This window comes from Azospirillum oryzae, from assembly GCF_900177515.1.
In the GTDB taxonomy this organism is placed as follows: Bacteria; Pseudomonadota; Alphaproteobacteria; order Azospirillales; family Azospirillaceae; genus Azospirillum; species Azospirillum oryzae_A.
Genome location: NZ_FXAK01000002.1, coordinates 435,174 through 448,661, shown reverse-complemented (window position 1 = coordinate 448,661; position 13,488 = coordinate 435,174). Strand labels below are relative to the sequence as shown.

14 protein-coding genes are annotated in these 13,488 nt (G+C 66.2%); 10 read left to right on the top strand and 4 right to left on the bottom strand.

The window, feature by feature from the left end; translation table 11 throughout:
* Positions 1–53 precede the first annotated feature (53 nt).
* Positions 54–512 (bottom strand): CBS domain-containing protein, encoded by a 459-nt coding sequence (locus B9N97_RS05120; RefSeq protein ID WP_085084013.1) that lies wholly within the window; start codon positions 510–512, stop codon positions 54–56.
* Between the two features lie 398 nt (positions 513–910).
* Here B9N97_RS05120 and B9N97_RS05115 point away from each other — a divergent pair, with 398 nt between their 5' ends.
* Positions 911–1,132, top strand: a complete 222-nt coding sequence (locus tag B9N97_RS05115; RefSeq protein WP_085084011.1) for a hypothetical protein — start codon at positions 911–913, stop codon at positions 1,130–1,132.
* A gap of 90 nt (positions 1,133–1,222) precedes the next feature.
* Here B9N97_RS05115 and B9N97_RS05110 read toward each other — a convergent pair whose 3' ends face one another.
* Complete coding sequence (locus tag B9N97_RS05110; RefSeq protein WP_085084000.1) at positions 1,223–1,666, bottom strand: GNAT family N-acetyltransferase; 444 nt, start codon at positions 1,664–1,666, stop codon at positions 1,223–1,225.
* Positions 1,667–2,179: 513 nt separating this feature from the next.
* Between B9N97_RS05110 and oxlT the strand changes: the two genes are divergently transcribed.
* The 7 genes from oxlT (at position 2,180) to B9N97_RS05075 (ending at position 9,486) form a co-directional block, all read left to right on the top strand.
* Complete coding sequence (gene oxlT, locus B9N97_RS05105; RefSeq protein ID WP_085083998.1) at positions 2,180–3,487, top strand: oxalate/formate MFS antiporter; 1,308 nt, start codon at positions 2,180–2,182, stop codon at positions 3,485–3,487.
* A gap of 276 nt (positions 3,488–3,763) precedes the next feature.
* Entirely contained in the window at positions 3,764–4,507 is a 744-nt protein-coding gene (locus tag B9N97_RS05100; RefSeq protein WP_085083996.1) for a sulfite exporter TauE/SafE family protein, read from the top strand.
* A 229-nt stretch (positions 4,508–4,736) separates the two neighbouring features.
* A complete protein-coding gene (locus B9N97_RS05095) occupies positions 4,737–5,768 on the top strand; it encodes a 2-dehydropantoate 2-reductase (protein ID WP_085083994.1) in 1,032 nt (343 codons plus the stop codon).
* Positions 5,769–5,845: 77 nt separating this feature from the next.
* Positions 5,846–6,331 carry a CBS domain-containing protein gene (locus B9N97_RS05090; RefSeq protein WP_085083992.1) on the top strand — a complete coding sequence of 162 codons (486 nt, stop codon included), beginning with the start codon at positions 5,846–5,848 and terminating at the stop codon, positions 6,329–6,331.
* Positions 6,332–6,484: 153 nt separating this feature from the next.
* Positions 6,485–7,654: a Re/Si-specific NAD(P)(+) transhydrogenase subunit alpha gene (locus tag B9N97_RS05085; RefSeq protein WP_085083990.1), complete on the top strand. Its 1,170-nt coding sequence runs from the start codon at positions 6,485–6,487 to the stop codon at positions 7,652–7,654.
* A gap of 13 nt (positions 7,655–7,667) precedes the next feature.
* Positions 7,668–8,087 (top strand): NAD(P) transhydrogenase subunit alpha part 2, encoded by a 420-nt coding sequence (locus tag B9N97_RS05080; protein WP_085083988.1) that lies wholly within the window; start codon positions 7,668–7,670, stop codon positions 8,085–8,087.
* A gap of 4 nt (positions 8,088–8,091) precedes the next feature.
* Positions 8,092–9,486: an NAD(P)(+) transhydrogenase (Re/Si-specific) subunit beta gene (locus B9N97_RS05075; RefSeq protein WP_085083986.1), complete on the top strand. Its 1,395-nt coding sequence runs from the start codon at positions 8,092–8,094 to the stop codon at positions 9,484–9,486.
* A gap of 77 nt (positions 9,487–9,563) precedes the next feature.
* Here B9N97_RS05075 and uraD read toward each other — a convergent pair whose 3' ends face one another.
* Complete coding sequence (gene uraD, locus B9N97_RS05070) at positions 9,564–10,076, bottom strand: 2-oxo-4-hydroxy-4-carboxy-5-ureidoimidazoline decarboxylase (protein WP_085083984.1); 513 nt, start codon at positions 10,074–10,076, stop codon at positions 9,564–9,566.
* Between the two features lie 8 nt (positions 10,077–10,084).
* Entirely contained in the window at positions 10,085–11,014 is a 930-nt protein-coding gene (gene puuE / locus B9N97_RS05065; RefSeq protein ID WP_085083982.1) for an allantoinase PuuE, read from the bottom strand.
* Between the two features lie 182 nt (positions 11,015–11,196).
* Here puuE and uraH point away from each other — a divergent pair, with 182 nt between their 5' ends.
* Positions 11,197–11,547 carry a hydroxyisourate hydrolase gene (gene uraH, locus B9N97_RS05060; RefSeq protein ID WP_085083980.1) on the top strand — a complete coding sequence of 117 codons (351 nt, stop codon included), beginning with the start codon at positions 11,197–11,199 and terminating at the stop codon, positions 11,545–11,547.
* Between the two features lie 124 nt (positions 11,548–11,671).
* Positions 11,672–13,441 (top strand): glyoxylate carboligase, encoded by a 1,770-nt coding sequence (gene gcl, locus B9N97_RS05055; RefSeq protein WP_085083978.1) that lies wholly within the window; start codon positions 11,672–11,674, stop codon positions 13,439–13,441.
* Positions 13,442–13,488 lie beyond the last annotated feature (47 nt).

The window sequence follows — 13,488 nt, the reverse complement described above, 5'->3', positions numbered from 1 at the left end:
GGAAAGGCGCCGCCGGACAGGATGTGCCGGCGGCGCCATGGTCGGGGAATGGTTCAGTGGGCGTAGCTGGTGGGCGCCGGCGGCGGCTCGGCGACCGAGGCGACGGTGCCTTCAAGCTCCTGCAGATGCAGGCGGGTGAAGTCGCGGGCGCTGACGACGCCGACCAGATGGCCGTCCTCCAGAACCGGAAGATGGCGGATATGGTGCTTGTCCATCAGCTGCAGCGCCTGCTGGACGCTGTCGGACGGGGTGCAGGTCACCGGCTGGCGCGTCATCAGCTGCGACACCGGCATGGACAGCAGCGAGCCGCCGCGCTCCAGCAGGGCGTGGACGACGTCGCGCTCCGAAAGCACGCCGGCCAGCGTGTTGCCTTCGGTGCGGCAGACATCCTTGACGATCAGGGCGCTGATGTTCTCCGCCTTCATCAGCTTGACGGCCTCGGCGACCGTGGCGCTGGTCCGCACGGCGACGACGCGGGATTCCTTGGTGCGCAGGATATGTTCGACCTTCATGGCGTGACTCCTGATCGGCTGGCGGCTGGCAGGAAAACCGTCTGTCGGGCGGCTCCCCTTCGGGACGGCAAGGCGCCCGGCCGGGCGTCGTGCTTTGAATATGGTATGCCAGATACAGTACGCCACGCAAACAATTTCGACCGCGGTCCATTCGATTGTGCAGCGCAATCGCCGCCGCGCTGTTGGACCCGTAATGCCAAAGCATAAGAGGCAAAATGTTTGATATGCGATATGTTTGATACGCATGCAAACGGCCGGAGGCATGCGGCATGCGCATGTCCGGCATCTTGTACCTTGTATACCAAAAAACTTGAACCGAATGCTGCGGCGCGTCATAACAGAATGGTCACGCCGAAGCCGACCAAACAAAAAAAGCACCCCACCGAGACACTGGAGCGATGAACATGTTGGAAATGCTGGTTCTGGCGCTTGTGCTGTCCGTCTTCGGCGGCACGGTCCACTACATCCTGTCGATGCAGATCGCCGCCGCGGGCAAGTCTCAGCGCGATTTCTCTTCCGCGCCGCTTCGCCTCGCCAATCCGACCGAAGCCGATCTCAAGGAACCGGAAGACGAGCTGCCGCCGGGTCCCGCCTGGGCAAGCTTCCCCCGCGCCTTCTGATCCGCGGGTCCACACCCCCCGAGTTCGTGAGAAAGACGGCCATTCCAGGCCGTCTTTTTCGTTTCTGCGCCTGGGCGGCGCGCGCCCCGGTCAGGCGAGCGGCAGCACCAGCTGGAAGCTTTTGATGGTCATCCGCTTGCGGTGATAGAAGCGGTGTGCCTCGCCGCGCTGGATGCCGGAGATGATCTCCATCTGGGCGCAGCCACGCTCCCGCGCTTCGCCCGCCAGCCAGTCGAACAGCTTGTCGCCCAGCCCATAGGACCGCTTGGCGGAGCTGGTGACCAGATCCTCCACATACATATAGCGACCGCGCGACAGCGTCTCGTGGACGCGGAAGCCGCCGCAGCCGGCGATCTCGCCGTCCAGCCGCAGAAGGGCGAGGTTGTAGCCGTCGTCCATCTGGCGGCGAATCTGCGCGCGGTAGGCCTCGGGGTCGGTCATGTGGGTCCGCAGCTCCTTCATGATCGGGTAGCTGGCGGCGATATCGGCATCGTCACGCGCCACGACGATCTCGATGTTCTGCTGCTGGTCCATGGCGGTCGACTCCTTATCATATGGGTTCTGCCGGGAAGGGCGTCAGCGCCGGCGGCGGAGACCGTGCCGGCCGGCGGTTGCCGGGCCGAACCGTGCCGTCGGAACTGGCATACCATATGCCAATAGATTGTCCGGCCGAAAGCTACGCCGCCCCGCTTTCCGCGTGCCGGAAAATCAAAACGCGACTCTCGCCCCCGGCTCATAAGCGAATGCAGCCTGCAGAAACAGTTCGCCCATTCCACTAATCGCTTGTCAGGTGTCCGGCATCTGGTATACCATATTGATAATTCCAGATCGGACCAGGACCGCACCGGTTTGGCGGGAGGCGAAAATCCGTCACCCAAGCAGAGCAGCGCCCCGAGGCCGCATCCTCGCCGCGCTGCCAAGCACAAGCGAACAATAGCGTCAAATCTCTGAACGCATCTAAGAAGACGCCAAAGGTAAAAGCCTAAGCATCAAAACAGAAGCGACGCCCGAACCGGCAGAAAACCGCTTCCTAGGAGGAGATAGAAGATGCAGCATACGAATTCGGAGGCGCAGGGAGCACCGCTCGGCGGCCGCTGGATGCAGTTGGTCATCGGCGTGATCTGTATGTCGATGATCGCGAACCTGCAATATGGCTGGACGCTGTTCGTCAACCCCATCGATGAAAAGTACCATTGGGGCCGTGCCGCCATTCAGGTCGCCTTCACCATTTTCGTCGTGACCGAAACCTGGCTGGTGCCGGTCGAAGGCTGGTTCGTCGACAAGTTCGGTCCCCGCATCGTCGTCGTGGTCGGCGGCATTCTTTGCGCGCTGGCCTGGGTCATCAACTCGTTCGCCGACTCGCTGGCGCTGCTCTATATCGGCGCGGCCGTGGGCGGCGTCGGTGCCGGCGCCGTGTACGGCACCTGCGTCGGCAACGCGCTGAAGTGGTTCCCGGATCGCCGCGGTCTGGCCGCCGGCCTGACGGCTGCCGGTTTCGGTGCAGGGTCCGCCCTGACGGTCGTGCCGATCGCCAACATGATCCAGACCTCCGGCTTCCAGCAGACCTTCCTGGTGTTCGGTCTGGGCCAGGGCCTGATCGTCTTCGCGCTGGCCTGGTTCCTGAAGGAAGCCAACCCGGCCCTGCTGCCGAAGGGCAAGTCCGCCGTCAACCAGAGCCGCCGCAACTACACCCCGCAGGAGACGCTGAAGTCGCCGGTCTTCTGGGTGATGTACCTGATGTTCGTCATGGTCGCCGCCGGCGGTCTGATGGCCACCGCCCAGCTCGGCCCGATCGCCAAGGACTTCCACCTCGACGGTGCCCCCGTCAGCATCATGGGCCTGACCCTGCCGGCGCTGACCTTCGCGCTGACCATCGACCGCGTGCTGAACGGCGTGACCCGTCCCTTCTTCGGCTGGGTGTCGGATCACATCGGCCGTGAGAACACGATGTTCGTCGCCTTCGCCATCGAAGCGGTCGGCATCCTGGCGCTGAACCAGTGGGGTCACAACCCGGTCGCCTTCGTCATCCTGACCGGTCTGGTGTTCTTCGCCTGGGGTGAAATCTACAGCCTGTTCCCGTCCTGCTGCGCCGACAGCTTCGGGTCGAAGTTCGCCACCACCAACGCCGGCCTGCTCTACACCGCCAAGGGCACTGCCTCTCTGGTCGTTCCCTTCGCCAACATCATAGTGGCCTCCAGCGGGTCCTGGCAGACGGTGTTCTTCTTCGCCGCCGCGGTCAACGCCATCGCCGCCTTCATGGCCCTGTTCGTCCTGAAGCCGATGCGTGCCCGCCAGATCGCCGAGGACACCGTCCAGCCGGTCGGCGGCAAGCTGGCCACCGAGGGCGCCGACTGAAAGGAAAGGGAAGTCCCCGCCGACCGGGGGGCCGGCCGGGACTCCAGATAAAAGGCGGCACAGATCACCGCCGAACGACAAGACAAGCCGGCATCGGGACCACCGCATTGGTCCCGGTGTCGGTTTGTCGCGTTTTGGGAGGCTGCTTCGTGAACCGCTCGAGGAGGTGAGCGTCACAAACCAACCCGTCCCGGCAGAGCCCGCTTCAAAGGCTGATATTCTGTATACAGAATACGGTTTGCACCGTCAACACCGATCGGAAGGGGTGGATCGATCATGCTGGGTATCGTCGTCCTGATGCTGGCGGCTTTTTCCTCGGGCGCATTGAATGCCGTTGCCGGCGGCGGCGCCTTCATCACCTTTCCGGCCCTGCTGTTCGCCGGGGTGGCGCCGGTCGCCGCCAATGCCACCAGCACGGTGGCGCTGTTTCCCGGACAGGCCGCCAGCAGCTGGGCCTACCGGCGGGAGATCGCGGCCGGCGGGCAGGTGAATGTTCCGGTCTTCGCCGCACTCAGCCTTGTCGGCGGGCTGATCGGCGCGCTGCTTCTTCTGCTGACGCCGAATGCGGTGTTCGCGCGCTTCGTGCCGTGGCTGCTGCTGTTCGCCACCGCCGTCTTCGCCGTCGGCGCCTATGCACCCGGAATCGTGTCCAGGCTGCGGCTGGGCGGGCGCAGCGTGCTGGTGGTGCAATTCGTGATCTCGATCTATGGCGGCTATTTCGGCGGCGGCATCGGCTTCCTGATGCTGGCGGCGCTGACCCTGTTCGGGCTGCGCGACATCCACGCCATGAACGGGCTGCGGCTGTTGCTGGCGATGCTGATGAACGCCGCGGCGGTCGGGACCTTCATCGTCGCCGGAGCCGTGTCCTGGCCGGAAACGCTGGCCATGGCGGTCGCGGCGGTGGCCGGCGGCTATGCCGGCGCCATGGGGGCCAAGCGGGTCGACCCGAAGCTGTTGAAAACGCTGGTGGTCATCATCGGAACGGCGCTGACCCTCTACTTCTTTGCGAAAGGAGCCTGATTCGATCGGGTAGGCGCCCGGATCCGCAATCTTCTGCCGCAACCCCCCACATTCCGCATTGACATACGGTATGTGGTATACCAAACTCCAAACACAGTTTGCGCGACAGACTGTTGGATGCCGCTGCAAAGCAACCGGTCTGCCGATGGATGCGGCCGGTGTGGGCAGGCTGGCGTCGTCCAGCCCCACAGCATTCAAAAAGTGAAATCGGGGGAGAGGGGAATCCGGCATGAAGATCTGCATCTACGGATCCGGGGCCATCGGCGGCTATCTCGGCGTGCGCCTGCACCAGGCGGGTGCCGAAGTCAGTCTGGTGGCGCGCGGTGCGCATCTGGCGGCGATGCGCGAGAACGGCGTCACCTTGCTGATGGGGGAGGAGAAGACCGTCGTCCACCCCCGTTGCACCGACAACCCGGCCGAGCTCGGCCCGCAAGACTATGTCATCATCGCGCTGAAGGCCCACTCCGTCCCCGGTGTCGTGCCCGCGATGCAACCGCTGCTGGGTGACGACACCGCCGTCGTCACCGCGGTCAACGGCATCCCCTATTGGTATTTCCACGGCACCGGCGGCGAATTCGACGGCCGCACCCTGGAGACGGTCGATCCGGGTGCGGTCCAGTGGAACGGTCTCGGTCCGCAGCGCGCCATCGGCTGCGTCGTCTATCCGGCGACCGAGGTGGTGGAGCCCGGCGTCATCCAGCATGTCTATGGCGACAAGTTCTCGCTCGGCGAACCCGACGGCTCGAAGTCGGAGCGCGTGGTCGCCCTGTCCAAGGCGATGGAGGCCGGCGGCCTGCGCGCCCCCGTGCTCGACCGAATCCGCGACGAGATCTGGCTGAAGCTGTGGGGCAACCTGTGCTTCAACCCGATCAGCGCGCTGACCCACGGCACGCTGGAAGGCATCTGCGGCGATCCGGACACCCGCGCCGTCGCCAAGGCGATGATGCTGGAGGCCAAGGACATCGGCGACAGGCTGGGCGTCCATTTCCGCGTCGACGTGGAGCGCCGCATCAACGGCGCCGCCGCGGTGGGCGCGCACAAGACCTCCATGCTGCAGGACCTGGAGCGCGGCCGGCCGATGGAGATCGATCCGCTGCTGTCGGTGGTGCAGGAGATGGGCCGCATGGTGGGCGTGCCGACGCCGACCATAGACGTGGTGCTGGCGCTGGTGAAGCAGCGGGGCGAGAACGCCGGCTGCTACAGCCGGCCGCAGCCCGCGGCGGCTCCCGCTGCCGCACCGGAAGTGGTCGCGGTCCACTAAACAAGGCAGGTGGCGCGGCCGGCGTCGAACCCGAAAGGTTCACGGGGCCGGCCGCATCGAACAGGGGGAGGAGCGTCATGAAGGTCGAGGACATTCTCCGCAAGAAGGGCACGCGCATCGGCATGGTGCGCATCAACGAGACGGTCGCCACCGCACTGCGCCTGATGAAGGCGGAGAACACCGGCGCGCTGGTGGTCAAGGACGTCTGCCGCACCGAAGGCAACACGGTGGTCGGCGTCATTTCCGAGCGCGACGTGGTCCGCGCGCTGGTTGATCGTGGACCGGGCATCCTGGATCAGGCGGTCTCGGGGCTGATGACGCGCGATCCCTATTGCTGCAGCCCGTCGGATTCGGTGCGCCATGTGCTGAGCCTGATGGACGAGCACGGCATCCGCCATGTCCCGGTGCTGGAGGGCACGACCCTGGTCGGCGTCGTCAGCGTCCGCGACCTGATCCGCCGCCAGTTGGAAGAGCTGCCGGCGGACAATCTGCCGGCTGGCGAACTGCCCATCGCGGCCTCGGCCGCCGAAAGCTGGGACTTCCCGGTCGTCGCCAACCAGTGACCGGTGCCGGTGGGGCCGGCGCAAGCCGGTTGCCGGCCCGCCCGACTTTGCCGCTTCGGCGCTTGCCCGCCCAGATCCAGCACGGATCCGGCCCCGATCCGGAAGCGGGTGGATTCTGCCCGCCGCCATGGCCGGCCTTCGAAAGCAAACGACATGAAGATCGCGATACCCAGGGAGCGCCGCCCGGGCGAGCGCCGCGTCGCCGCGTCTCCCGAAACCGTCAAGAAATTCAAAACTCTCGGTCTGGACGTGGTGGTGGAGAGCGGGGCCGGTCTCGGCTCCAGCATCACCGACGCGGCCTATGAGGCGGCGGGGGCGTCCATCGCCGCCGACGAGGCGTCGGCGCTGGCCGATGCCGACATCGTGCTGAAGGTGCAGCGCCCGCTGATCGCCGCCGAAGGGGACGTGGACGAACTTTCGCTGATGCGCAAGGGCGCGCTGCTGTTCGCCATCCTCAACCCCCACAACAGCCGCGACCATGTGAAGGCCTACGCCGATGCCGGCGTGAACGCCTTCGCCATGGAGTTCATGCCGCGCATCACCCGCGCCCAGGTCATGGACGTGCTGTCCTCCCAGGCCAACCTCGCCGGCTACAAGGCCGTCGTCGATGCCGCTTCGGAGTATGGCCGCGCCTTCCCGATGATGATGACAGCCGCCGGCACCGTTCCGCCGGCGCGCGCCTTCATCATGGGCGTCGGCGTCGCCGGCCTGCAGGCCATCGCCACCGCCAAGCGTCTCGGCGCCATCGTCTCGGCCACCGACGTGCGCCCGGCGGTGAAGGAGCAGGTGCAGTCGCTGGGCGGCAGCTTCGTCGCCGTCGAGAATGACGAGTTCAAGCAGGCGGAGACCGCCGGCGGCTACGCCAAGGAGATGTCGGACGACTACAAGCGCCAGCAGGCCGCTCTGGTCGCCGAGCACATCAAGAAGCAGGACATCGTCATCACCACCGCGCTGATCCCCGGCCGCAAGGCGCCGATCCTGGTGACGGCGGAGCATGTGGCGTCGATGAAGCCGGGCTCGGTCATCATCGATCTGGCGGTGGAGCAGGGCGGCAACGTCGAGGGCGCCAAGCTGGGCGAGGTGGTGACCACGGCCAACGGCGTGAAGATCGTCGGCCATGCCAACTACGCCAGCCGCATCGCCGAGAGCGCTTCGCTCTTGTACGCCAAGAACCTGCTGGCGCTGCTGACGTCCTTGCATGGCAAGGAAACGGGCGTGGCCGTCAACTGGGACGACGAGATCGTCAAGGCCATCGCGCTGACCCGCGACGGCGCCATCGTGCATCCTGCCTTCGCGGACGCCCGCGAAGCGCAACCCGCGTGAGGAGGCGGATCCCATGGAACACCCGGATCCCGCAAGCAACATCGCCGCATTCCGTGAAACCCTGGCGAACCTGAGCAATCAGGTCGATATGCTCGCCGCCCAGGTCGCGCACAGCGCTCAGCCCGTCACCGAGGCCGCCGGCGGCCATGGCAGCTTCTTCGTCACCGGCCTGACGGTGCTCGTTCTCGCCTGCTTCGTCGGCTATTACGTCGTCTGGCGCGTCACCCCGGCCCTGCACTCGCCGCTGATGGCGGTCACCAACGCCGTATCGTCGGTCATCATCGTCGGCGCCCTGATCGCCGCCGGACCCGCCGGGTTCGGCTTCTCCAAGGTCCTGGGCTTCCTCGCCGTCATCCTGGCGTCCGTCAACATCTTCGGCGGCTTCCTCGTGACCCAGCGCATGCTCTCCATGTTCAAGAAGAAGGGCAAGTAAGACCATGGAAACCTTGTCGGCCCTTCTCTATCTGGCGGCCTCCATCTGCTTCATCATGGCGCTGCGCGGGCTGTCCAGCCCGGAGACCTCGCGCCAGGGCAACATCTACGGCATGGTCGGCATGACCATCGCCATCCTGACCACGCTGGCCTCGCCCATCGTCCAGTCCTATTGGATGATCGTGCTGGGCATCGCCATCGGCGGCGCCATCGGCTACGTCGTCGCCAAGAAGATCGAAATGACGGCGCTGCCCCAACTGGTCGCCGCCTTCCACTCGCTGGTCGGTCTGGCCGCCGTCTTCGTGGCGCTCGCTGCCTTCTACTCGCCGGAGGCCTACGGCATCGGTGTCCGCGGCGCCATCGCCAAGGGCTCGCTGGTCGAGATGGCGCTGGGCACGGCGGTCGGTGCGATCACCTTCACCGGCTCCATCGTCGCCTTCGCCAAGCTGCAGGGTCTGGTCACCGGCAAGCCGCTGGTGTTCCCGATGCAGCACCCGCTGAACGCGGCGCTGGGCGTGCTGACGGTGGTGCTGATCCTCTGGCTGGTGCAGTCGAACGCCGATGCGGCGATGTGGCTGATCGTGGCGGTCGCCCTTGCCCTGGGCTTCCTGCTGATCCTGCCGATCGGCGGCGCCGACATGCCGGTGGTGATCTCGATGCTGAACAGCTATTCGGGCTGGGCGGCCTGCGGCATCGGCTTCACCCTGCAGAACAACCTGCTGATCATCACCGGCGCGCTGGTGGGCTCCTCGGGCGCGATCCTGTCCTACATCATGTGCAAGGGCATGAACCGCTCGATCTTCAACGTCGTGCTCGGTGGTTTTGGTGGCGAGAGTGCCGCGGCGGGCGGCGAGGCCAAGGGTCCGCAGGGCAGCGTCAAGGCCGGCTCGGCCGAGGATGCCGCCTACATCATGAAGAACGCCCAGTCGGTGATCGTGGTGCCGGGATATGGCATGGCCGTTGCCCAGGCGCAGCATGCCCTGCGCGAGATGTCCGATGCGCTGAAGCATGAGGGCGTCGACGTGAAGTACGCCATCCACCCGGTGGCGGGCCGCATGCCCGGTCACATGAACGTGCTGCTGGCCGAGGCCAACGTGCCCTACGACGAGGTGTTCGAGTTGGAGGACATCAACCGCGACTTCGGCACGGCGGATGTGGCCTTCGTCATCGGCGCCAACGACGTGACCAACCCGGCCGCCAAGACCGATCCGTCGAGCGCCATCTACGGCATGCCGATCCTCGACGTGGAGAAGGCCAAGACGGTGTTCTTCATCAAGCGCGGCATGGCGGCGGGCTATGCCGGTGTCGAGAACGAGCTGTTCTTCCGGCCGAATACGATGATGCTGTTCGGTGATGCGAAGAAGGTCACCGAAGAGGTGGTCAAGGCGATGGAAGCGTAACGAAGGTTGTTCGGTAATGAAGCGCGCCGCTCCGGCTGGGGCGGCGCGCTTTCTTTTTGGAGAGATGTAGGCCGGCGCTACCCCACCACCAGATCGTCCAGCCGGAACCCCGCGATCTTGTAGATCTCCTCCAGCGCCCGGCCGAACTCCACCTCCGGCTCGTTCGCCACGCGCTCGCGCATCGCCGCCAGGATTTCCTGTTTGCTGCTGAAGCGCACCGCCATAATGAAGGGGAAGCCGAAGCGTTCGCGATAGGCGCAGTTCAGGTTGCGCTGTTCCTGCGCCTCCGCCTCTGTCAGTTCGTTCAAGCCCGCCTTCGCCTGTTCGGTCTGGGAAAAGGCGGTCAGGGTGGCCGGGCGGCTGGCGCGGTCGGCGAGGTCGGGGTGGGCGAGGATCAGCGCGCGCTGCCGCTCCGTCCCGGCATTCCGGACGATGCCGGTCATCGCCGCACGCAGGCCGGCCGCATCGGCGAAGGGGCGCTGGTCCCAGGCGGCTTCGGCCACCCAGGGGCTTTCCTCGAACACCGCGCCCAACGCCGCGACGAAGGCGGCGCGGTCCATCCGGTTCAGATCGTCCAGGCTGTAGGGCATCTGCGCTCTCACTTCGCTACGTAGGGGTGTTCGGCGATCCAGTGGCGGGCGATGTCGAGCCGGGTCGCCACCCACGCCTTGTCATGGCTGCGCACATAGTCGAGGAAGCGCGCCAGCGCCGCCGCGCGGCCCGGCCGGCCGACCAGACGGCAATGCAGGCCGATGGACATCATCTTCGGCGCCGTCTCCCCCTCCGCATAGAGCGTGTCGAAGCTGTCCTTCAGATAGGCGAAAAACTGGTCGCCGCTGTTGAAGCCCTGGTTGGTGGCGAAGCGCATGTCGTTGGCGTCGAGCGTGTAGGGCACGATCAACTGCGGCCGGCCATGGCTGTCGTCCCAATAGGGCAGGTCGTCGGCATAGGAATCGGCGTTGTAGACGAAGCCGCCCTCCTCGGCGACCAGCCGCCAGGTGTTGGGGCTGCAGCGCCCGAGATACCAGCCGAGCGGGCGGGAGCCGGTCACGCGGGTGTGGACATCGATGGCGCGCAGCATGTGTTCGCGCTCTACCTCGGGCGGCAGATGCTGATAGTCGATCCAGCGCCAGCCATGGGTGGCGATCTCCCACCCGGCGGCCTTCATCGCGGCGACCACCTCTGGATTGCGCTCCAGCGCCATGGCGACGCCATAGACGGTGACCGGCAGGTTGCGCTCGGTGAACAGGCGGTGCAGCCGCCAGAAACCGGCGCGGGAGCCGTATTCGTAGATCGACTCCATGTTCATGTGGCGGGCGCCGGGAATCGGCTGGGCGCCGACGATCTCCGACAGGAAGGCCTCCGACGCGGCGTCGCCGTGGAGGACGCAGTTCTCGCCGCCCTCCTCGTAATTGATGACGAACTGAACGGCCACCCGGGCGCCGCCCGGCCAGTTGGCCTGCGGCGGGGTGGCGCCGTAGCCGATCATGTCGCGGGGATAGCCCTGGGGTTGGGCGCTGTCGGTCATCGTCGTCTCGCTCGCTGCGGTCGAAGCGGGACATACGCTAAGCCATTGGCGGCAGGGGGTTCAATCGGCGGATTGGGCGCGGGGCTGAAGACAGTTTCCGGATTTCGGTGGGTGGGCAGGGGAGGGCGGTTGGGCTTAAGCTGCGGCATCCAGAGATGCATCGTCCCGGAGACCGCAAAGCCATGGGCCGCCTCACCACCCACGTCCTCGACATCGCCGCCGGGCGTCCGGCGCCGGGCATGCGCATCCGCCTGACGGCGCTCGACACCGGCGTCATTCTCGGCGAGTTCACAACGAACGCCGACGGTCGGCTCGATGCCCCGGCGCTCCAGGGCGAGGATTTCAAACCCGGACGCTATGAGCTGCTGTTCATGGCCGGCGAATATTTCCGCCGCGTCGGCGCCATCTCCGGCGACGGCCCGGACTTCATCGACGAGGTGCCGCTGCGCTTCGGCATCAAGGATGCGTCCCAGCATTACCATGTGCCGCTGCTGGTTTCGCCCTGGGCCTATTCCACCTATCGCGGCAGCTGACGCGCTCTCCCCCCTTCGCGCCGCTTTCCAGCCTGTGGAAAAGGCAACCCGTTGATTTGCCGTACCCACCATCCGCGCGCTTAGCTGTCCTCAGGAATAATCGCGTTTGGTGAGGAGTCGAGCGATGGCGAGAATGACGGCGGCGGAAGCGGCGGTGCGGGTGCTGGAGCGGGAGGGCATCGACGTCTGCTTCGGCGTCCCCGGCGCCGCGATCAACCCCTTCTACGCGGCGATGCAGCGGCGCGGCACGATGCGCCATGTGCTGGCCCGCCATGTGGAGGGCGCCTCGCACATGGCCGAGGGCTACACGCGGGCAAATGCCGGCAACATCGGCGTGTGCATCGGCACCTCCGGCCCGGCCGGCACCGATATGATCACCGGCCTCTATTCGGCGATCGCGGACTCGATCCCGATCCTGTGCATCACCGGACAGGCGCCGCGCGCCCGCCTGCACAAGGAGGATTTCCAGGCCATCAACGTGCCGGACATCGCCAAGCCGGTGACCAAGTGGGCGCTGACCGTGCTGGAGCCGGCCCAGGTTCCCTATGTCTTCCAGCAGGCCTTCCATCTGATGCGCAGCGGCCGTCCCGGCCCGGTGCTGATCGACCTGCCGATCGACGTCCAGATGGCGGAGATCGAGTTCGACGACGAGGCCTACGAGCCGCTGCCGGTCTACAAGCCGGCCGCCACCCGCCAGCAGGTTGAAAAGGCGCTGGCGATGTTCGCGGCGGCGGAGCGTCCGCTGGTGGTGGCCGGCGGCGGCATCATCAACGCCGATGCCTCCGACAAGCTGGTGGAGTTCGCTGAGCTGCTGGGCGTGCCGGTGATCCCGACGCTGATGGGCTGGGGCACCATCCCCGACGACCACCCGCTTATGGCCGGCATGGTCGGGCTGCAGACCGCCCACCGCTACGGCAACGCGACGATGCTGAAGTCCGACTTCGTGCTGGGCATCGGCAACCGCTGGGCCAACCGCCACACCGGCTCGGTCGAGGTCTACACCAAGGGCCGCAAGTTCGTGCATGTCGACATCGAACCGACCCAGATCGGCCGGGTGTTCATGCCCGACCTCGGCATCGTGTCGGACGCCGGCGCGGCGCTGGACATGTTCATCGCGGTGGCGAAGGAGTGGAAGGCCGCCGGCAAGTTCAAGGACCTCGGAGCCTGGGTCAAGGACTGCCAGGGCCGCAAGCGGTCGATGCACCGCCGCAGCGACTTCGATCAGGTGCCGATGAAGCCGCAGCGCGTCTATCAGGAGATGAACAGCGCCTTCGGCCAGGACACCACCTACGTCACCACCATCGGCCTGTCGCAGATCGCCGGCGCCCAGTTCCTGCATGTCTACAAGCCGCGGCACTGGATCAACTGCGGCCAGGCCGGCCCGCTGGGCTGGACCCTGCCGGCGGCGCTGGGCGTCCGGGTGGCCGATCCGAAGCGGCGCATCGTGGCGCTCTCCGGCGACTACGACTTCCAGTTCATGATCGAGGAACTGGCGGTCGGCGCCCAGCACAAGCTGCCCTACATCCACGTGCTGGTGAACAACGCCTATCTCGGCCTGATCCGGCAGGCGCAGCGCGCCTTCCAGATGGACTTCCAGGTGCAGCTGTCCTTCGAGAACATCAACGCGCCGGAAATCGGCGTCTATGGCGTCGACCATGTCGCGGTGGCCGAAGGGCTGGGCTGCAAGGCGATCCGCGTCACCGAACCCGACCGCATCCAGGACGCCTTCACCCAGGCCCAGGCCTGGATGGACGAGTATCAGGTGCCGGTCGTCGTCGAGCTGGTGCTGGAGCGGGTGACCAACATCTCCATGGGCACCGACATCGACAACGTCACCGAGTTCGAGGAGACGCTGGACCTGCCGGTGGAGGAGAGCGAGACCGTTCTGGTTTGAACGGCCGGTCTTCTCAAAGCGAAAGGCGCGCCCGGCGGCGCGCCTTT